The organism is Streptomyces sp. NPDC004031 (assembly GCF_053604375.1).
In genome coordinates this window covers 61,137-80,145 of the sequence record NZ_JBSGHL010000011.1, presented here as the reverse complement: position 1 = coordinate 80,145, position 19,009 = coordinate 61,137, and the positions used below count along the sequence as shown (strand labels likewise).

The 19,009-nt window shown below is 74.2% G+C and carries 16 protein-coding genes; 10 read left to right on the top strand and 6 right to left on the bottom strand.

Translation table 11 applies throughout. From position 1 onward, the window contains the following. Positions 1-29 precede the first annotated feature (29 nt). The 4 genes from ACWERV_RS09565 to ACWERV_RS09550 all read right to left on the bottom strand — a co-directional run bounded on the left by ACWERV_RS09565 (position 30) and on the right by ACWERV_RS09550 (position 3,419). Entirely contained in the window at positions 30-716 is a 687-nt protein-coding gene (locus tag ACWERV_RS09565) for a 4'-phosphopantetheinyl transferase family protein (RefSeq protein WP_452930798.1), read from the bottom strand. After that, the gene (locus tag ACWERV_RS09560) at positions 713-1,576 is read right to left on the bottom strand and encodes a metallophosphoesterase family protein (protein WP_398179904.1); all 864 of its coding nucleotides are present in this window, start codon (positions 1,574-1,576) and stop codon (positions 713-715) included. Before ACWERV_RS09560 ends, ACWERV_RS09565 begins: the two co-directional genes overlap by 4 nt. A gap of 113 nt (positions 1,577-1,689) precedes the next feature. Next, positions 1,690-2,877, bottom strand: a complete 1,188-nt coding sequence (locus tag ACWERV_RS09555) for an acetyl-CoA C-acyltransferase (RefSeq protein WP_398179907.1) — start codon at positions 2,875-2,877, stop codon at positions 1,690-1,692. 104 nt (positions 2,878-2,981) lie between these two features. Then, on the bottom strand, positions 2,982-3,419 hold the full coding sequence (locus ACWERV_RS09550; RefSeq protein ID WP_452930794.1) for a MarR family winged helix-turn-helix transcriptional regulator: 438 nt from the start codon (positions 3,417-3,419) through the stop codon (positions 2,982-2,984). Between the two features lie 61 nt (positions 3,420-3,480). Between ACWERV_RS09550 and ACWERV_RS09545 the strand changes: the two genes are divergently transcribed. Both ACWERV_RS09545 and ACWERV_RS09540 read left to right on the top strand, forming a co-directional pair. Further along, positions 3,481-3,870, top strand: a complete 390-nt coding sequence (locus ACWERV_RS09545; RefSeq protein ID WP_452930792.1) for a VOC family protein — start codon at positions 3,481-3,483, stop codon at positions 3,868-3,870. A 31-nt stretch (positions 3,871-3,901) separates the two neighbouring features. Next, on the top strand, positions 3,902-4,432 hold the full coding sequence (locus tag ACWERV_RS09540) for a GNAT family N-acetyltransferase (RefSeq protein WP_452930790.1): 531 nt from the start codon (positions 3,902-3,904) through the stop codon (positions 4,430-4,432). 3 nt (positions 4,433-4,435) lie between these two features. Here ACWERV_RS09540 and ACWERV_RS09535 read toward each other — a convergent pair whose 3' ends face one another. Then, entirely contained in the window at positions 4,436-5,428 is a 993-nt protein-coding gene (locus ACWERV_RS09535; RefSeq protein ID WP_452930787.1) for an SLAC1 family transporter, read from the bottom strand. A gap of 187 nt (positions 5,429-5,615) precedes the next feature. Here ACWERV_RS09535 and ACWERV_RS09530 point away from each other — a divergent pair, with 187 nt between their 5' ends. Genes ACWERV_RS09530 through narI form a run of 4 tightly spaced genes read left to right on the top strand, consistent with a single transcriptional unit; the run spans position 5,616 to position 12,434 of the window. After that, positions 5,616-9,347 carry a nitrate reductase subunit alpha gene (locus ACWERV_RS09530; RefSeq protein ID WP_452930785.1) on the top strand — a complete coding sequence of 1,244 codons (3,732 nt, stop codon included), beginning with the start codon at positions 5,616-5,618 and terminating at the stop codon, positions 9,345-9,347. Next, positions 9,347-11,017, top strand: coding sequence for a nitrate reductase subunit beta (narH, locus tag ACWERV_RS09525; RefSeq protein ID WP_452930783.1), 1,671 nt, complete (start codon positions 9,347-9,349; stop codon positions 11,015-11,017). The genes ACWERV_RS09530 and narH overlap by 1 nt, the downstream gene beginning before the upstream one ends. 5 nt (positions 11,018-11,022) lie before the next feature. Next, positions 11,023-11,718, top strand: coding sequence for a nitrate reductase molybdenum cofactor assembly chaperone (narJ, locus tag ACWERV_RS09520; RefSeq protein ID WP_452930975.1), 696 nt, complete (start codon positions 11,023-11,025; stop codon positions 11,716-11,718). Continuing rightward, the gene (gene narI, locus ACWERV_RS09515) at positions 11,715-12,434 is read left to right on the top strand and encodes a respiratory nitrate reductase subunit gamma (RefSeq protein WP_452930780.1); all 720 of its coding nucleotides are present in this window, start codon (positions 11,715-11,717) and stop codon (positions 12,432-12,434) included. The genes narJ and narI overlap by 4 nt, the downstream gene beginning before the upstream one ends. A gap of 34 nt (positions 12,435-12,468) precedes the next feature. Here narI and ACWERV_RS09510 read toward each other — a convergent pair whose 3' ends face one another. Next, a complete protein-coding gene (locus ACWERV_RS09510; RefSeq protein WP_452930778.1) occupies positions 12,469-12,918 on the bottom strand; it encodes an RNA-binding S4 domain-containing protein in 450 nt (149 codons plus the stop codon). A 227-nt stretch (positions 12,919-13,145) separates the two neighbouring features. Here ACWERV_RS09510 and ACWERV_RS09505 point away from each other — a divergent pair, with 227 nt between their 5' ends. The 4 genes from ACWERV_RS09505 to ACWERV_RS09490 all read left to right on the top strand — a co-directional run bounded on the left by ACWERV_RS09505 (position 13,146) and on the right by ACWERV_RS09490 (position 18,861). Then, the gene (locus tag ACWERV_RS09505; protein WP_452930776.1) at positions 13,146-14,417 is read left to right on the top strand and encodes an EfeM/EfeO family lipoprotein; all 1,272 of its coding nucleotides are present in this window, start codon (positions 13,146-13,148) and stop codon (positions 14,415-14,417) included. After that, positions 14,414-15,667 (top strand): iron uptake transporter deferrochelatase/peroxidase subunit, encoded by a 1,254-nt coding sequence (gene efeB / locus ACWERV_RS09500; protein ID WP_452930774.1) that lies wholly within the window; start codon positions 14,414-14,416, stop codon positions 15,665-15,667. Before ACWERV_RS09505 ends, efeB begins: the two co-directional genes overlap by 4 nt. A 219-nt stretch (positions 15,668-15,886) precedes the next feature. Continuing rightward, positions 15,887-17,830 (top strand): alkaline phosphatase family protein, encoded by a 1,944-nt coding sequence (locus ACWERV_RS09495; protein WP_452930771.1) that lies wholly within the window; start codon positions 15,887-15,889, stop codon positions 17,828-17,830. 332 nt (positions 17,831-18,162) lie between these two features. Further along, positions 18,163-18,861 (top strand): maleylpyruvate isomerase family mycothiol-dependent enzyme, encoded by a 699-nt coding sequence (locus ACWERV_RS09490; protein WP_452930768.1) that lies wholly within the window; start codon positions 18,163-18,165, stop codon positions 18,859-18,861. Positions 18,862-19,009: the final 148 nt, after the last annotated feature.

Sequence of the window (19,009 nt, the reverse complement as noted above, 5' to 3'; positions counted from 1 at the left end):
GGCTGCCGCAGGGGTGACGGACCCGCCGGTCAGCCGGCCGGGACGGCGATGGCCGTGACGAGCAGGCCGTCGCGGACGGCCCAGCGGCCGGTGAAGACGTCGGGGCCGACGCCCTCGGCGAGCAGCGGGCCGGGGACGAGGACGCGGGCGGTGTAGCTGCCGCGGTCGGGCGTGCCGGGGTCGGCGGCGAGCAGCAGTTCGGCCTCGTCGAAGCCGAGCATGCGGTGGTGGTAGGGATACCAGGCCTTGTAGACCGTCTCCTTGGCACTGAAGAGCAGCCGGTCGAAGTGGATCCCGGGGGCCGCAGAGGCGAGTTCGGCGAGCCGGGCGCGTTCGGCGTCGGTCGCGAGGACGGCGTCCAGCACCCCTTCGGGCAGCACGTCGTGCGGCTCGGCGTCGATGCCGAGGGCGAGCATGTCGGTGGTACGGGCCACGGCCGCGGCCCGGTAGCCGTCGCAGTGGGTGATGCTGCCGACGACACCGTCCGGCCACCGCGGGGCGCCGCGCTGCGGGTCGCGCAGGATCGGGCCCGGCGGGATGCCGAGCTGTCCGAGGGCGTCGCGCGCGCAGGCCCGGCCCGCGGCGTACTCGCGGCGCCGCTTGTCGACGGCGCGGGTGACGGCGGGGGTCTCCTCGGGGTGCAGCGGCGCGTGGTCCAGCTCGCCCGCGTAGGCGGCGCGGTGGAAGACGGCGTCGGGCAGGACGAGTTCGATCACCGGTGGGCCGCCTGCCGCCCGGCGAGGATACGGCGCGGGCCGGCGGGACCGCTCTCGCGGCGGCCCCACTCGCGCGGGTAGCCGAGCGAGACCTCGGTGAAGCGGACGCCGTCGCGCCAGATGACGCGCGGGATGTGCAGGTGCCCGTAGACGACCTCGGTGGCGCGGTAGCGGGTGTGCCAGTCCTCGGTCTGCTCGGTGCCGCACCACAGGGCGAACGACGGGTAGGTGAGGATCTGGGTGGGCTCGCGGTGCAGCGGCCAGTGGTTGGCGAGCACCGTGGGCAGCGACGGGTCCAGGGCGTCGAGCCGGCGGGCGGTCTCGGCGACGCGGGCCCGGCACCAGTCGTCGCGGCCGGGCAGCGGGTCGGGCTGCAGGAACATCTCGTCGGTGCAGACGATGCCGGCCTCGCGGGCCTGCGCGAGCGCCTCGTCCTTGGTGCGGGCGCCGGGTGTGCCGTCCCGCCAGGTGTAGTCGTACAGCAGGAACATCGGCACGATCGCGACCGGTCCCTGCGGACCCTCCCACACCGGGTAGGGGTCCTCGGGGGTGATCACGCCGAGCGCGCGGGCCTGGTCGACGAGGTGGCGGTAGCGGCGCTCGCCGCGCAGCTGGACCGGATCCTGCGGGTGGGTCCACAGCTCGTGGTTGCCGGGCAGCCAGATGACCTTGGCGAAGTGGTTCGTCAGCGTGGTCAGCGCCCAGGTGATGTCCGGCGTCAGCTCGGCGACGTCACCGGCGACCAGCAGCCAGTCGTCCTCGTGCTCGGGCCGGAGGCGCTCCACGATCTGCCGGTTGGCCTCGTATCCGACGTGCAGGTCGCTGATCGCGAGCAGATGCGCCCCGTCAGAGCCTGTCATGGCGACTCCGTCCCCCGTGGTGCCGGCAACAGCGCACCCGATTCTCCCAGAGCCGGGCGCCGCGGCCAACCCCTACCGATCTTCGGGCGGTTCGGCGCGCCGCCGGTGCGGGGTCAGTCGCGGTCGACGAGCACGGCGCTGCCCTGGCCGACGCCGACGCACATGGTGGCCAGGCCGCGCCGGGCGCCGGTACGGGCCATGCGGTGCAGCAGGGTGGTGAGGATGCGGGCGCCGGACGCGCCGAGCGGGTGGCCGAGCGCGACGGCGCCGCCGTCGGGGTTGACCAGGTCGGGGTCCAGGCCGAGTTCGCGGACACAGGCCAGCGCCTGGGCGGCGAAGGCCTCGTTGACCTCCACGGCGTCCAGGCCTGCCACGTCCCGGCCGAGCCGGGCCAGTGCCTTCCCGGTCGCGGGCACCGGGCCCATGCCCATCACGTCGGGGTGCACGCCCGCGCTGGCACCGGCGGCGTAGCGGCCGAGCGGCTCGACCCCGAGGTCGCGCAGCGCGGTGTCGCTGACCAGCAGCAGCGCGGCGGCGCCGTCGTTCATGGGCGAGGAGTTGCCCGCGGTCACGGTGCCGCCGGAGCGGAAGACGGGGGCGAGGGCGGCGAGTTTGTCGGCGGTGGTGTCCTCGCGGACGCACTCGTCGCGGGCGACGGTGACGCCGTCGGGCCGCGTCACGGGGAGGATCTCGGCGTCGAACCGCCCGGCGGCGCGGGCCGCGGCGGCGGCGCGGTGCGAGCGCAGCGCGAAGGCGTCCTGGTCGGCGCGGGCGACGCCGTAGCGGGCGGCGACCTCCTCGGCGGTCTCGCCCATCGCCAGCACCCCGTGCAGATCGCGCATCACCGGGTTGGTGAGCCGCCAGCCGAGCCGGGTGTCGTACGTCTGGAGCGTACGCGGCAGGGCCTCGTCCGGCCGGGGCAGCACGAAGGGGGCGCGGCTCATCGACTCCGAGCCGCCCGCCACCACGATGTCCGCCTCCCCCGCGGCGATGGCGCGGGCCGCCGCGGTGACGGCCTCCATACCGGAGGCGCACAGCCGGTTGACGGTCGCGCCGGGTACGGAGTCGGGCAGGCCGGCGAGCAGCGCCGCCATGCGGGCGACGTTGCGGTTGTCCTCGCCCGCCTGGTTGGCGGCTCCCCAGTAGACGTCGTCGATCCGGGCGGGGTCGAGCGCGGGCACGTCGGCGACGAGGCCGCGGATGACGGTCGCGGCCAGGTCGTCCGGCCGCACGCCGGACAGGCTGCCGCGGAGTCTGCCGATCGCGGTGCGGCGGGCGGCGACGAAATGGATGGGGCGCATGGCTTCAAACTAGCAGTGCTAGTCGCTCCGCGGGGGCCTCCGGAGGCGGGTACCTTCGCGGTGCCGGGCGACGCCCTCCGGTCCGGTGGTCCGCGGCGGACCGGTCAGGTCGCCTCGTGGACGCGGAGCAGCAGGGCGTGCAGGGTCGCGGCCTCCTCGGGGGTCAGGGGGGCGAGGAGGGCGGACTGGACGGACTCGGCCTCGGCGACCTGGGCGGCGAGGGCGGCGGCGCCGGACGGGGTGAGGGTGACGCGGACGCGGCGGCGGTCGGCGGGGTCGCGCGTACGGGTGACGTGGTCCGCGGCGGTGAGGTCGTCGAGCACCTTCACCATGTCGCTGGGGTCGACCGTGAGGCGTTCCGCCAGCTCGCGCTGGGTGTGCGGGCCGAAGTCGGCGAGGGCGGCGAGCACCGCCATGTGCCACAGCCGCCGCCCCTGACCGGCGAGTCGCGCGGTGAGCCGGCCGCGCGCGGCCTTGCCGGTCTTCGACAGCAGGTAGGTGGTCAGGGCGGTGAGGGTGGGGGGCGTCCCGGCGGCGGCCATGCGCCCTATTGTAGGCTCACCCCAATAATAGGTCCGCACCCACTATTCGAGCGAGGCCACGATGGACGCACTCCACCCCCGCCTGCTGGTCGCCGACTTCGGCGCCGCCTTCCGCTTCTACGACGCCGTGCTCCCCCCGCTCGTCGGTGCCCGGCTGGCCCGCGGCTCGGCGGACGGCCCGTACGCGAGCTGGGACGTGGGCACCGAGGGCGTCCTCGCCCTCATCGAGCGCGGCGCGCTCGGCGCGCTCGCCCAGGGCGGGGGCGCGGGCGGCGGCGCGAGCATGCTGGTCAGCCGGGTCGAGGACGTCACGGCGGGGTACGAGCTGTGTCTGCGGCACGGTGCCGCCTGCGTCGCGGGTCCGGCGGCGCGCCCGGAGTGGGGGCCGACGATGCGCACCGCCCACGTCCGTGACCCGGAGGGCAATCTGTGGGAGCTCCAGTCGTACTGATGCCGGCCGCCCGCGGTGCTACCGTCCGCCCATGCCCGAACTGGTCACGCCCGCTCTCGCGTTGCACGCCTCGTGGCTCGCCGCCCGCGCCGAGTGGCCCAGGGGGGCGCACCAGGACGGTGTGGGCGCGCACCTCGTCCCCGAGGGCGATCTCGCCGATCTCGGGGTCTTCGCGGAGTGGGTCGGCAGGCTGCGGCGGCAGGCGGACACCTCCGTCCCGGTCGGCGAGGGGCGCGTCCACGCCACCCACTGGTGGATCGCCGAGGGCGGCACGTACGTGGGGGCGATCGATCTGCGGCACCGTCTGAACGACTTCCTGCTCGACGCGGGCGGCCACATCGGCTACAGCGTCCGGCCCTCGTTCCGCAGGCGCGGCGTGGCGACGTGGGCGCTGGGCGCGGTGCTGCCGCAGGCCCGCGCGCTCGGGCTGGAACGCGTCCTGGTGACCTGCGACGAGGGCAACACCGCGTCGGCCCGCACCATCGAGCGCAACGGCGGCGTCCTGGAGGACGTCCGCCCGACCGCCGTGGGCACCAAGCGGCGCTACTGGATCACCCTTTGACGCTCAAAAGCGCGGCTGTCCCGCCCCGCGCCCGCGCAGCACATGGGCGGCGAAGCCCGCGGCCACCAGCAGCCAGACGGCGAAGGCGATCCACAGCAGCACGGTGCCGACCCCGTGCAACTGCCGCACGTGCCCGGCCTGCGCGGTGGACAGCGCGGCCACCGCGCTCATGCCGAGCGGGAAGACGGTCGACCAGCGCCGCAGGTCGTAGCGCGGCCGGGGGCGGAGCACCTCGCAGACGGCGAGCACGGCGTACCACGCGAGGTCCAGGCCGAGCAGCACGAAGGTGAGGACGCGCAGGGCGCTGTGCCCGGCGCCGGTCCACTGCGGTGAGGCGGTGAGTTTGGAGGCGGCGAGGGCTGAGATGGCCAGCGCTCCCGCGGCGATCCAGTGGTCGCCGCTGCCGGTGAGGACCTGGCCGAAGTCGAAGCGGGACAGCGCCTCGACGTAGAGCACGACGCCGAGCAGGCAGACGACGAGGGCGGCCCAGGCGAGCCAGTCGCCCTGCCCGGCCAGGGCGAGGGTCGCGGCGAGCACGGCGAGGGCCTCGGTCGCGACGCAGATGAGGAAGGCCGCGCCGGGTGCGGGCCGTTTCAGGTGCCGCAGCACCGACAGCAGCAGCCACGGCCAGGCGAGGGCGCTGAGCGCGAGCAGCGCGAGAGCGGTGCGCTGCGAGCCCAGCAGCGACAGCCGGGTGCCGAGGACGCAGGTGGCGGCGACGGCGGTGAGCGCGGGCGGGTTGGCGGAGGCCGCGATCCAGCCGGAGCGGTCGGCGAGCAGCCGGACGGCGAAGGCGAGGGCGAGCAGCACCCACAGCGCGGCGGCGACGGCGAGCAGGATGTCCGACAGCACGTCGTGGCCGAGCAGGTGCAGCCCGACCGAGACGATCCCGGTCGCCATGACGGCGGCCCCGGCCCCGGGCGGCACCGTCGCGAGCCAGCCGACGGCACGGACGCCGGGGAAGGCGGCGGCGGTACGGGCCCGGGGTGTGGTCACCTCCGCATCGCAGCACACCCCCCGCGCAGCACCGGTCCCGCCACGCCGCTCGGCGCCCGCGGGCCGTGCGGACCGGCGGGGCCCGCGCCCGCCGAACGGTGGACGTACGGCATGTCGGCACCCGCCCTCGGCGGCCCGTTTGTCCGGTGTTGCTAGCTTCCGAAGTCGTCGGCCGGGAAGGAACGCCATGCGCGCCAGCACCAGGGACACCGACACCGACACCGATCCGCCCGGCGGCGGCACCCCGAGTGAGGCCGGCGCCGCACTCCTCGCCGCGGGCAGGTTCTTCCGGCGCGGCGAGACCGCGTCCGACCTGCACAGCGAGCACCTCAAGGGCGGCCGCGAGGGCGATCGCTTCTACCGCGACCGGTGGAGCCACGACACCGTCGTCAACTCCACCCACGGCGTCAACTGCACCGGCTCGTGCCGCTGGAAGGTGTACGTCAAGGACGGCATCATCACGTGGGAGACGCAGGCGACCGACTATCCGACGGTCGGCCCGGACCGCCCGGAGTACGAGCCGCGCGGCTGCCCGCGCGGCGCGGCCTTCTCCTGGTACACCTACTCCCCCACCCGGGTGCGCTACCCGTACGTCCGCGCGGTGCTGCTGGAGATGTACCGGGAGGCGCGCGAGCGGCTCGGCGACCCGGTGCTGGCGTGGGCCGACATCCAGGCCGCCCCGGAGCGGCGGCGCCGCTACCAGCAGGCGCGCGGCAAGGGCGGTCTGGTGCGGGCGAGCTGGGACGAGGCGGTGGAGATCGTCGCGGCCGCGCATGTGCACACCATCAGGGAGCACGGCCCGGACCGGATCGCGGGCTTCTCGCCGATCCCGGCGATGTCGATGGTCTCGCACGCCGCCGGTGCCCGCTTCATGTCGCTGATCGGCGCCCCGATGCTGTCGTTCTACGACTGGTACGCGGATCTGCCGATGGCCTCGCCGCAGGTCTTCGGCGACCAGACGGACGTGCCGGAGTCGGGCGACTGGTGGGACGCGGCCTATCTGCTGATGTGGGGCACGAACGTGCCCGTCACACGCACCCCGGACGCGCACTGGATGGCCGAGGCCCGCTACCGGGGGCAGAAGGTCGTGGTGGTCTCCCCGGACTACGCCGACAACACCAAGTTCGCCGACGAGTGGCTGCACCCGCACCCGGGCACGGACGCGGCGCTCGCGATCGGCATGGGGCACGTGCTGCTGCGGGAGTTCTTCGTCGAGCGCGAGGTGCCCTTCTTCGCCGACTACGTGCGCCGCTACACCGATCTGCCGTTCCTGGTGACGCTGGCCGAGCGCGAAGGGGCGTACGTACCGGACAAGTTCGTGCGGGCGGCGGATCTGGGCGGGGACGAGGCCGAGCAGGACGCGGCGCAGTGGAAGACGGCGGTGTGGGACACCGCGTCGGGCGCGCCCGCGGTGCCCGGCGGGTCGGTGGGCTTCCGCTGGGCGGAGTCGGGGCAGGGGCGGTGGAATCTGGACCTCGGGGACATCAGCCCCGCGCTGACGCTGCTGGGCACGGCGGGCTGGGAGCCGGCCGAGGTGGCGCTGCCGCGCTTCGACACCGACGGCGGCACGCACGGCCAGGGCCGCGGCGCGGTGGTGCGGCGCGGGGTGCCCGCGGTGCGGCTGCCCGGCGGGCGGCTCGTCACCACCGTGTTCGACCTGCTGCTGGCGCAGTACGGGGTGGGCCGCGACGGGCTGCCGGGCCGCTGGCCCTCGTCGTACGAGGACGGCGACACGCCCGGCACGCCGGGCTGGCAGCAGGCGCACACCTCGGTGCCGGCGGCGGCGTGCGTGCGCATCGCCCGGGAGTTCGCGCAGACCGCCGAGCGCTCGCGGGGGCGCTGCATGATCCTGATGGGCGCGGGCACCAACCACTGGTTCCACTCCGAGACGATCTACCGGGCCTTCCTCGCGCTGCTCCAGCTGACCGGCTGCCAGGGCCGCAACGGCGGCGGCTGGGCGCACTACGTGGGCCAGGAGAAGTGCCGTCCGCTCACCGGCTGGGCGACGCTGGCCGGCGCTTTGGACTGGAGTCGCCCGCCGCGGCAGATGATCGGCACCGCCTACTGGTTCCTGAACACCGACCAGTGGCGCTACGACCACTTCCGCGCCGACGTGCTGGCCTCGCCGCTGGGCGAGGGGCGCTTCGCGGGCATGACGGGCGCGGACTGCCTGGCGCAGTCGGCCCGGATGGGGTGGATGCCGTCCTACCCGACCTTCGACCGCAACCCGCTGGAGCTGGCCGAGGGCGACGACCCGGTCGCGGCGGCGGTCGCCGAACTGCGCGCGGGGACGCTGGCGTTCGCGTGCGAGGACCCGGACGCGCCGCGCAACTGGCCGCGGGTGCTGACGCTGTGGCGGGCCAACCTGCTGGGCTCGTCGGGCAAGGGCGCGGAGTACTTCGCCAAGCACCTGCTGGGCACCCACTCGTCCCTCAACGCCACCGAGGCGCCGCCGGAGGTCAGGCCGCGGGACGTGGTGTGGCACGAGCAGGCGCCCGAGGGGAAGCTCGACCTGCTGCTGTCGCTGGACTTCCGCATGACGTCCTCGACGCTGCTGTCGGACGTGACGCTGCCCGCCGCGACCTGGTACGAGAAGCACGACCTGTCCAGCACGGACATGCACCCCTACGTCCACGCCTTCTCCCCCGCCATCGACCCGCCCTGGCAGGCGCGTACCGACTTCGACGCCTTCCAGGCGATCGCGACGCGCTTCAGCGAGCTGGCGGTGGACCATCTGGGCACCCGGCGCGACCTGGTGGCGACCGCGCTCCAGCACGACACGCCCGGCGAGACCGCCCAGCCCGGCGGGCTCGTGCGGGACTGGCGGAGCGGCGAGTGCGAGCCCGTGCCGGGCGTGACGATGCCGGGCCTGACGGTGGTGGAGCGCGACTACACCGCGGTCGGCTCGAAGATGGCGGCCCTCGGGCCGCTCGTGGAGAAGCTGGGTCTGCCCGCGAAGGGCGTGACGCTGCGTCCGGACGCCGAGGTCGAGAGCCTGCGGATGCTCAACGGCGCCGCCGCCGACGGTCCCGCGGCGGGCCGCCCGCGGCTCGACACCGCGGCGAGGGCGGCCAACGCGGTCCTGGCGCTGTCGGGCACGACCAACGGGCGGCTCGCCGTGCAGAGCCTGCGCTCGCTGGGCGCGAAGACCGGGCAGGAGATGGCCCACCTGGCCGAGGACAGCGAGTCGCGGCGCATCACGTACGCCGACACCCAGGCGGCGCCGACCCCGGTGATCACCTCGGCGGAGTGGTCGGGCAGCGAGGCGGGCGGCCGCCGCTACAGCCCCTTCACGCAGAACGTCGAACTGCTCAAACCCTGGCACACGCTGACCGGGCGGCAGCAGTTCTTCCTCGACCACGACTGGATGCACGAGCTCGGCGAGGCGCTGCCCGTCTACCGGCCGCCGCTGGACATGCACCGGCTGTTCGGCGAGCCGCGGCTCGGCCCCGGCGGGCAGCAGGAGGTGACGGTGCGGTACCTGACGCCGCACAACAAGTGGTCCATCCACTCGGAGTACCAGGACAACCTGCTGATGCTGTCGCTGTCCCGCGGCGGCCAGGTGATCTGGATGGCGCCGCAGGACGCGGACGCGATCGGGGTGCGCGACAACGACTGGATCGAGGCGGTCAACCGCAACGGGGTCGTCGCGGCGCGCGCGGTCGTCTCGCACCGGATGCCGGCCGGCACCGTCTACATGCACCACGCGCAGGAGCGCACCGTCGCGGTGCCGAAGGCGCAGAGCACCGGCCGGCGCGGCGGCGTCCACAACTCGCTGACCCGGCTGATCCTCAAACCCAGCCATCTCATCGGCGGCTACGCCCAGCTGAGCTGGGCCTTCAACTACCTGGGTCCGACGGGCAACCAGCGCGACGAGATCACCGTGATCCGCCGCCGCACCGCGGAGGTGACGTACTGATGCGGGTCATGGCGCAGGTCGCGATGGTGATGAACCTCGACAAGTGCATCGGGTGCCACACCTGCTCGGTCACCTGCAAGCAGACGTGGACCAACCGCCGGGGCATGGAGTACGTCTGGTTCAACAACGTCGAGACGCGCCCCGGCCAGGGCTACCCGCGGCGCTGGCAGGACCAGGACACCTGGCGCGGCGGCTGGAAGCTCAACCGGCGCGGCGGCCTCGCGCTGCGGGCCGGCAGCCGGCTGGCGCGGATGGCGAACATCTTCGCCAACCCGGTGCTGCCCGGCATCAAGGACTACTACGAGCCGTGGACGTACGACTACCGCAACCTGGTCAACGCCCCGCTCGGCGACGACTTCCCGGTGGCCGCCCCGCGCTCGCTGCTCACCGGCCGGCCGATGGAGATCGGGTGGAGCGCCAACTGGGACGACGACCTCGGCGGGTCGGTCGAGCACCGGGAAGCCGACCCGCTGGTCGGCGGGAGCGGCGAGCGGGCGCGGCAGATCGCGGAGAAGGTGCGCTTCACCTTCGAAGAGACCTTCATGTTCTACCTGCCGCGGATCTGCGAGCACTGCCTCAACCCCTCGTGCGTCGCGTCCTGCCCCTCCGGGGCGATCTACAAGCGCGCCGAGGACGGCATCGTGCTGGTCGACCAGGACGGCTGCCGCGGCTGGCGGCAGTGCGTGACGGGCTGCCCGTACAAGAAGGTCTACTTCAACCACCGCACCGGCAAGGCCGAGAAGTGCACCTTCTGCTACCCGCGGATCGAGGTGGGGCTGCCCACGGTGTGCTCCGAGACGTGCGTGGGGAGGCTGCGCTACCTCGGGGTGATGCTGTACGACGCCGACCGGGTCACGGCCGCCGCCGAGACACCGGACGAGCAGGGCCTGTACGCGGCGCAGCTGGGCGTCTTCCTCGACCCGGAGGACCCGCGGGTGCGGGCGGCCGCCGAACGCGACGGGGTGCCGCTGGACTGGATCGACGCCGCCCGCCGCTCCCCCGTGCACGCGCTGATCAGCCGCTACCGGGTGGCGCTGCCGCTGCACCCGGAATACCGCACGATGCCGATGGTCTGGTACATCCCGCCGCTGTCGCCGGTGGTGGAGGCGCTCACCGAGAGCGGCTTCGACGGCGAGGACGCGGGCCACCTGTTCGGCGCGATCGACGCGCTGCGCATCCCCGTCGAATACCTGGCGGGACTCTTCACCGCGGGCGACCCGGTGCCGGTGCGGGCGAGCCTGGACAAGCTCGCGGCGATGCGCTCGCACATGCGGGCCGTCAGCCTCGGCGAGGCCGACTCCGGCGCCGATTCGGACGCGGCGGACGCGGTCGGGATGAGCGGGCGCGAGATCGAGGAGATGTACCGGCTGCTGGCGATCGCGAAGTACGAGGAGCGGTACGTCATCCCGACCGCCGCGATGGGCGAGGCGCGCGGCCTGGAGGAGTCGGTGCTCGCCCCCGGCTGCTCGCTCGACGGCGACGGCGGCCCCGGCATGGGCGGCGACGGCGGCAAGGGTCCCTTCGGCGAGGACTCCGGGCACCGGCGGCTGCCGCTGGTGAGCCTGGAGACCTTCCACGTCCTGCGCAGGCGGCAGACCGGCGACGACGAGGCGGCGGCCGGCACCTCCACGGGCAGGGCGGCACCCGGCGAAGGGGAGACCGAACGGTGAGGCCGCTGCGCAGGCGGCCCGCCGCCGGGCCCGCCCGGCCCGCGGTGAGCCACCCGGCGGCAGTGCTCCACCAGGCCGCGGCCCGGCTGCTGACCTGCCCGGACGAGACGCTGCACGCCGACCTGGCGCTGCTGCGGGCCGCGCTGCCCGAGGCGGGCGCGCCGGGCGCGCTGCTCGCGCCGCTGGCCGCGCACCTGGCGGCCGGCGAGCCCGCGGCGCTCGCCGCGGACTACGTGCGGGTCTTCGACTTCACCGGCCGGCACTGCCTGCACCTGACGTGGTGGACGGACGGCGACACGCGCCGCCGCGGGACGGCCCTGCTGCGCTTCCAGCAGGCCTACCGGGCGCGCGGGTTCACGCTGCGCGGCGGCGAGCTGCCGGACTTCCTGCCCGCGGTGCTGGAGTTCTGCGCCGCGACCCGCGACGACACGCTGCTGCGCGAGCACCGCCCGGCGCTGGAGCTGCTGCGGCTCGCGCTGGAGGAGAGCGGCACCCCGTACGCGGCGGCGCTGTGGGCGGTGTGCGCGGCGCTGCCGGGCGCCTCGCCCGCGGACCGCGCGCAGGCGCTCGCGATGGCGCGCGGCGGACCGCCGCACGAGGACGTCGGGCTGTCGCCGTACGGGCACCTGCGGCTGCTGCCGCTCCTGACCGGCGGCCCGGCCGCGGACGAGGACGCGTACGGAACGGAGATCCGACGGTGAACACCCTGCTGTGGGGCGCGCTGCCCTACGTCGCCTTCGCGCTGCTGGTCAGCGGACTGGTCTGGCGGCACCGCTACGACCGGTTCGGCTGGACGACGCGCTCCTCGCAGATCTACGAGTCGCGGCTGCTGTCGCTGGCCTCGCCGGTCTTCCACTACGGCATCCTGTTCGTGCTGGCCGGCCATCTGCTGGGGCTGTTCGTGCCCGCGTCGTGGACGGACGCGATCGGCGTGGACGAGCACGCGTACAACCTGCTGTCGCTCATCGGCGGCACCCTCGCCGGGCTGCTGGCCATCGCGGGCATCGCGCTGCTGGTCTACCGGCGGCGCACCAACGCTCCGGTGCTGCTGGCCACGACCCGCAACGACAAGGCGATGTACGTCCTGCTGGTCGGCGAGATCGCGATGGGGCTGTACGCCAAGCTGTCGCACGCGAGCTTCGGCACCGGCTACGACTACCGGACCACCATCGCGGTGTGGGCGCGCAGCCTCTTCCGGCTCGACCCGCGCACCGACCTGATGGCGGGGATCCCGGTCGAGTTCAAGATCCACGCGGTGATGGGCATGGTGCTGATCGCGCTCGTGCCCTACACCCGCCTGGTGCACATGTTCAGCGCGCCGCTCCAGTATTTCTTCCGCCCCTACCTCGTCTACCGCAGCCGCGGCCCGCTGACCGAGCGCGAGCAGCCGCGCGGCTGGGACCGCCTCGGGGTGTGAGCCGGCGCCCCGGCCCGACCCGGGCGGTGCGGGGTCAGCGGCCGGGGGTGCGGCGGGCGGAGCCGCCGTAGAGCCGCTCCATCTCGCGCCGGTCGCGCTTGGTGGGGCGGCCGGTGCCGCGGTCGCGCACACCCATCGCGAGGACGTCCTCGCGCGGCGGCGGGGGCGGGCTGTTGTCGACGAAGCACTCGGCGGCGACGGCGGCGCCGACGCGCTTGCTGAGCACCTTGGAGACCACGACGACCCGCTCGCGCCCGGCGTGGTGCAATCGCACCTCGTCCCCGGGGCGGACGGTCTGCGCGGGCTTGGCGCGCTCGCCGTTGACCCGCACGTGGCCCGCGCGGCACGCGGCGGCGGCCAGCGACCGGCTCCTGGTCAGGCGGACGCACCAGATCCAGCTGTCCACCCTGGCGCCGGCGCCCGCGTCACCGGTCACGCCCGCGTTGCCGTTCCCGTGCGGGTTGCGCTCTTCGTCCGCTGCCATGCCGCCGAGCCTAACGCGGCGGCGCCCCGCGTATCGCGCCCTTTTCCGGCGGGCACCGCGAGGGGCCTTCCGGCCGGGAAAAACCCCGGTAAGGGTACCCTTAGGTGGCCGACGGGTGAACTGGCGCGGAATTGTGGATTCCCGGCGCCCAGCAGCCGTATGACCCCGCCGGACCGTGCCTAGAGTGAGCCGCGCCCCGATCACTTGCACGAAACTGGAGGTCCGGTGTGTCCGCCGAACCCGACGGCATAGAAACCCCGCCCCCGCCCCCGGCCTCCTCCGGTCCGCGCTTCCGGCCGGGGCGGCGCCTGCAGGTGGGCGCCGCCGTCGTCGCGGTCGCCGCGGCGGTCACGGCCACCGTGCTGGTCGCCGGCTCCGGCGGCTCGTCGAAGGACGACACCAAGGCCGCCGCCACCGCACCGGCTGACGGGCTGCGGCACACGGCGATCGAGATCGCTCCCGGCACCTGCGGCAGCGGCTGGTCGGCGCCGAAGCCCGGCCGCCAGGTCTTCGACCTGCACAACACCTCCGACACCGCCTCCGAGGTCTACCTCGACGACCCGCGCACGGGGAAGATCTTCGGCGAGGTCGACGGCCTCGCGCCGGGCACCACCCGCCCGCTGACGGTGGACCTGGGCAGCGGCTCGTACGCCTTCAAGTGCCTGCAGAACGACACCGACGCCGTGACGGGCCCGACCGTCACGGTGCCCGGCAGCCTGCCGCAGGGCCCGGCCGCCGCCCCGGTCAACCAGCACGACCTCATCCCGCCGACACTCGACTACCAGAAGTGGGTCGGCGGGCGCATCGACGAGCTGGCGGCGGGCACCACCCGGCTCAAGGCCGACATCGACCGCGGCGACCTGGCCGCGGCCCGCACCGACTGGCTGGCCGCGCATCTGGTCTACGAGCGGATGGGCGCCGCCTACGACACCTTCGGCGACGCCGACGGGCTGATCAACGGCACCGTCGCCCGTACCCCCGGAGCGGCGAAGGACCCGGACTTCACCGGCTTCCACCGCGTCGAGTACGGCCTGTGGCACGGCGAGTCCGCGGCCTCGCTGCGCGCCCCGGCGGCCGCGCTCGCGGGCGCGGTGGCCGACCTCAGGGCGGGCTGGCCGGACCAGCGGATGGATCCGGCGGCGATGGGCCTGCGGGCCCACGAGATCATCGAGAACGCCGAGCAGTTCGAGCTCACCGCCCGCACCGACTACGGCAGCGGCACCAACCTCGCGACCGCCCGCGCCAACCTCGACGGCACCCGCGCGATCCTCACCCGGCTGCGCCCGCTGCTGGTCCCCCGCGACCCCGCGGTCGGGCGGCTCGACGCGGCGCTGGACCGCGCGCAGAAGGACCTCGACGCGCAGCACCACGGCGCCGTCTGGACCCCGGTCGGCAAGCTGACGCTCGCCCAGCGCGAGCGGATCGACGCCGACTTCGGCGACCTGCTGGAACAACTCGCCCCGGTGGCGACGATCTTCGAAGTGCGGAGGACGGCATGACCGGCACCGACAACGGCGGCGACCTGCGGCGGCGCGGCTTCCTGCGCGGCGCGGCCCTGGGCGTGGGCGCGGTCGGCGCGGTGGCCGGCGGCGCCAGCGCGCTGACCGGCTCGGCGGCGGCCGCGGCCCCGTCCGCGACCCCGGCGGCCGGGCGCCCGGCCTCCTTCCACGGCGCACACCAGGCGGGCATCGTCGAGGACGTCCAGATGTCCACCGCCTTCCTGTCCTTCGACGTGACGGCCGCCGACCGGCGTGAGCTGACCGAGCTGCTGCACGCCGTCACCGAGCGGGCGCGCTTCCTGACGGCGGGCGGCACGCCGGCCCCGCTGGGCATCACCGACGCCCCTTCCGACAGCGGCACGCTGGGCCCGCGGCTGCCGGGCGACGGGCTGACGGTGACGGTCGGTGTCGGCGCGTCGCTCTTCGACGAGCGGTTCGGCCTCGCCGGCCGCAAGCCGCTGCGCCTGACCTCGATGCCCGCCTTCGACGACGACGACCTGGACCCGGCGTGGTGCCACGGCGACCTGAGCCTCCAGCTCAGCGCCCCGCACACGGACACCGTGCTGCACGCGCTGCGCGACATCGCCCGGCACACCCGGGGCGGCATGCAGGTGCGCTGGCGGATGGACGGCTTCACCAGCCCGCCGCGCCCGAGCGGCACCCCGCGCAACCACATGGGCTTCAAGGACGGCACCGCCAACCCCGACGTGACGGACCCGCGGACGGCCGACAGCCTGGTGTGGGTCGGCGCGGGGGCCGAGCCCGGCTGGACGGCGGGCGGCTCCTACCAGGTGGTCCGGCTCATCCGGATGCTGGTGGAGTTCTGGGACCGGGTCTCGATCATGGAGCAGGAGCGGATGTTCGGACGCGCCCGCGACACCGGCGCGCCACTGGACGGCAGCCACGAGTTCGACGCGCCGAAGTTCGCCGAGGACCCGACCGGCGACATCATCCCGCTGGACGCGCACATCCGGCTGGCCAACCCGCGCACCCCGAAGACCGACAGCTCCCGGCTGCTGCGCCGCGGCTACAACTACGACCGCGGCATGGACACCAACGGCAACCTGGACATGGGGCTGATCTTCGTCTGCTACCAGCAGGACCTGGAGCGGCAGTTCGCCGCGGTGCAGCAGCGGCTCGCCGGTGAGCCGCTGGTGGACTACATCTCGCCCTTCGGCGGCGGGTACTTCTTCGCGCTGCCCGGGGTGAAGGACCGCTCGGACTGGCTCGGACGCACGCTGCTGGGCTGACCGCGTCTCCCGGCCGGGCGTGTCGCACCCGGCCGGGCACCGGCCGCCACCGGTAAAAGAAGAGTCAAGGTTTCCCAAGGATTTACTGACCCGCTGTTCACCCTGCCGCCACCACCGGGCCGTTGTCATGTCGCGGACCGCCCGGACGATCTCGTTCGACACCGTGCACGAATCGACAGCGGCACGCGTAAAGCGCCACGTAGCGGAGGCTGAGAAAGCATGAGCACCACAGGCGGCGGTACGAGCAGGAGAAGGGGAGCGCGTCCGGCCCGCTGGGCCGCGTTCGCGGGGGCGGCAGCGCTCGTTCTGGCGGGCGGCACCGCGCCCGCGTTCGCCGACTCCAACGGCCACGGGAAGGGCGGCGGTTCCACCACCACGCCCGTCAAGCACCTGGTCGTCATCTTCGACGAGAACATCTCGTTCGACCACTACTTCGGCAGCTACCCGGTGGCCGCCAACACCGACGGCACGAAGTTCACCGCGGCCAAGAACACGCCGAAGGACATCGACACCCTCAGCCACGCGGGCCTGCTGAAGAAGAACCCCAACCAGTACGCGCCCAAGCGTCTGACGCCCGACCAGGCCGTCACCTGCGACCAGAACCACAACTACGGTCCGGAGCAGTACGCCGCCAACGGCGGCAAGGCCGACCTGTACGTCCAGAACACCGAGACCAGCACCTGCTCGGGCGGCCTGTTCGGCGAGCCCGGCCTGGTCATGGACTACTACGACGGCAACACCGTCACGGGACTGTGGAACTACGCCCAGCACTACTCGCTCGGCGACAACTCCTACAGCACCGTCTACGGCCCCTCCACCCCGGGCGCGCTCAACCTGATCTCCGGCCAGACGCACGGCGTGATCTCGGTGGACCCGGCCTCGGGCACGGAGCACCCCACGCAGACCGCCACGCCGGACGCGTACACGGTCGTCTCCCCGGACGCCAAGGGTGTCGGCACGGTCATCAACGACCCCGACCCGGCGTTCGACGACTGCTCGGACAACAGCCACACCAGCAAGAACGCGCTGGCCGTGATGCAGGGCAAGAACATCGGCGACCTGCTCAACGCGCAGAAGGTGAGCTGGGGCTGGTTCCAGGGCGGCTTCCGCCCGTCCACCGCGTGGGACGGCAAGCAGGGTGACTACGCCTCCTGCGCCGCCAGCACGCACACCAACGTGGCCGGCGCGTCCTCGGTGGACTACAGCCCGCACCACTCGCCGTTCCAGTACTACAAGTCGACGTCGAACCCGCACCACCTGGCGCCGAAGAACACCGCCGAGATCGGCCACGCCGGTCAGGCGAACCACAACTACGACCTGACGGACTTCGACGCCGCGCTCAAGGCGGGCAACCTGCCGGCCGTCAGCTTCCTGAAGGCCGCGGAGTTCCAGGACGGCCACGGCGCCTACTCCGACCCGATCGACGAGCAGAACTTCCTGATCAAGGAGATCAACCAGCTCCAGCAGTCGCCGGAGTGGAAGGACACCGCGGTCGTCATCTCCTACGACGACTCCGACGGCTGGTACGACCACGCCTACGCCAAGCCGCAGAACGGCTCGACGGACACCAAGGCCGGCTCCAACGGCAAGGCCACCGACAGCCCGGCCTGCCAGGCGGGCCCGAAGGCGGCCGGCGGCTACGCCGACCGCTGCGGCCCCGGCACCCGGCAGCCGCTGCTGGTGATCTCGCCCTACAGCAAGACCAACTCGGTCGACCACACCCGCACCGAGCAGACCTCGATCACCAAGTTCATCGAGGACAACTGGAAGACCGGCCGCATCGGTGACGCGTCCTTCGACGCCCGCGCGAACTCGCTGGACGGCGCCTTCGACTTCAAGCACCCGAACAACAAGCAGGTGCTGCTGAACGCCGACGGCTCGGTGAAGTCGGTCAAGCCGATCAGCAACAGCGGGAACGGCAACGGCAACGGGAACGGGAACGGCGGGAGCAACGCCAACGGCGGCGGCAACGCCACCAGCGGTGGCAGCGGCCACGGCGGCAGCAACGGGCAGGGCAACAACGCCGACACCCAGACGCTCGCCGAGACCGGTGGCACCTCCCCGGCGCTGCCCCTGGGCATCACCGCCGGCGTCCTGCTGGTCGGCGGCGGCGCCCTCTGGTACGCCCGCAAGCACCGCAGCCGCACGGGCACCGCGGCCTGACCGCACCCCGCGCGAGCGGCCCTGACCCGGCCGCACGGCTGAACCGGACCCCCTGACCCCGGTTCACCACCCGAGGCCGCCCCGGCACACCGCCGGGGCGGCCTTCGCACACCCACGGGCGCGGGCGCCGTGCCTTCGGGACGCCGCACAGGGCGCCGGGCAGCGGGCCGGGCACGCCGGGGGGCCGCGGGCAGTGGCGCCGGACGAACGACCGTGCCCCCGGACGGGCCGCGGCACCGCGGGCGGCCGCCCGGACGGGCCGCTGCGGCAGCCGGGTGGCCGGCGCCGCGTCGCAGCCGGGCGGGGCGGCCGAGCAGGCTTAGGGTCGCGCCATGGAGACCGCCGGATACCTGCCCGCGCTGCGCCGCGAGAGCGCCGCCCTGCGCGGCTGCCTGGCCGGCGGCGACCCGGCCGCGCCGGTCCCGCACTGCCCCGGCTGGACGCTGCACGACCTCGCGGGCCATGTGGGCGCCGGGCACGCCAAGGCGGTCACCGCGATCAGGGCCCGCCGCCCGGCGCACCGCTCGCCCGTACCGCCGCGCGAACCCGCGGCGCTGCTGCGCTGGTTCGACGAGCGCTGCGCGGCGCTGGGCACCGCCCTGGACGCGGATCCGGCCGGGCCCGCGTGGACCTTCCACCCACCCCACACGGTGGGCTTCTGGCAGCGGCGGCGCTGCCTGGAGACGCTGGTGCACCGCTGGGACGCGCAGCTCGCGGCGGGCGACACGCCCGGACCGCTCGATCCGGAGCTGGCCGCCGACGGGGTCGCGGAGGTGCTGGACACCTTCGCGCCGCGGCAGATCGCGGTCGGCCGGGCGGCGGCGCCGCGCTGCGCGGTGGTCTTCGAGGCCACCGACACCGGCGGTTCGTGGACGTACGGGCCGGGCGCGCCCGCCGCGGCCGTCACCGGGCGAGCCGAGGACCTGCTGCTGATGCTGTGGCGGCGGCTGCCGGCCGGCGACCCGCGGCTGGTGTGGAAGGGCGACCGGGAGGCGGCGCAGGCGTCGCTGGGCGACCCGCTGGTGCCGTGACGGCGGGCCGTCGCTCGCCCCGGACTCCCGAAGGCACGGAAGGGGACTTACCGCTTCCGCGTTCATGATCTGAAGACGTCTCACGCTCCCGCCGTCGCCCGGCGCCTGGGCGAGCGAGGTGGGTACGAGGGACGGCGGCGCGGCGCGG

What these genes read in the sequence shown, in the direction of transcription:
- ACWERV_RS09560 (WP_398179904.1), bottom strand. Translation starts at nt 1,576, where the DNA reads ATGACAGGCTCTGACGGGGCGCATCTGCTCGCGATCAGCGACCTGCAC.
- ACWERV_RS09555 (WP_398179907.1), bottom strand. Translation starts at nt 2,877, where the DNA reads ATGCGCCCCATCCATTTCGTCGCCGCCCGCCGCACCGCGATCGGCAGA.
- ACWERV_RS09550 (WP_452930794.1), bottom strand. Translation starts at nt 3,419, where the DNA reads ATGGCCGCCGCCGGGACGCCCCCCACCCTCACCGCCCTGACCACCTAC.
- ACWERV_RS09545 (WP_452930792.1), top strand. Translation starts at nt 3,481, where the DNA reads ATGGACGCACTCCACCCCCGCCTGCTGGTCGCCGACTTCGGCGCCGCC.
- ACWERV_RS09540 (WP_452930790.1), top strand. Translation starts at nt 3,902, where the DNA reads ATGCCCGAACTGGTCACGCCCGCTCTCGCGTTGCACGCCTCGTGGCTC.
- ACWERV_RS09530 (WP_452930785.1), top strand. Translation starts at nt 5,616, where the DNA reads ATGCGCGCCAGCACCAGGGACACCGACACCGACACCGATCCGCCCGGC.
- narH (WP_452930783.1), top strand. Translation starts at nt 9,347, where the DNA reads ATGCGGGTCATGGCGCAGGTCGCGATGGTGATGAACCTCGACAAGTGC.
- ACWERV_RS09510 (WP_452930778.1), bottom strand. Translation starts at nt 12,918, where the DNA reads ATGGCAGCGGACGAAGAGCGCAACCCGCACGGGAACGGCAACGCGGGC.
- efeB (WP_452930774.1), top strand. Translation starts at nt 14,414, where the DNA reads ATGACCGGCACCGACAACGGCGGCGACCTGCGGCGGCGCGGCTTCCTG.
- ACWERV_RS09495 (WP_452930771.1), top strand. Translation starts at nt 15,887, where the DNA reads ATGAGCACCACAGGCGGCGGTACGAGCAGGAGAAGGGGAGCGCGTCCG.
- ACWERV_RS09490 (WP_452930768.1), top strand. Translation starts at nt 18,163, where the DNA reads ATGGAGACCGCCGGATACCTGCCCGCGCTGCGCCGCGAGAGCGCCGCC.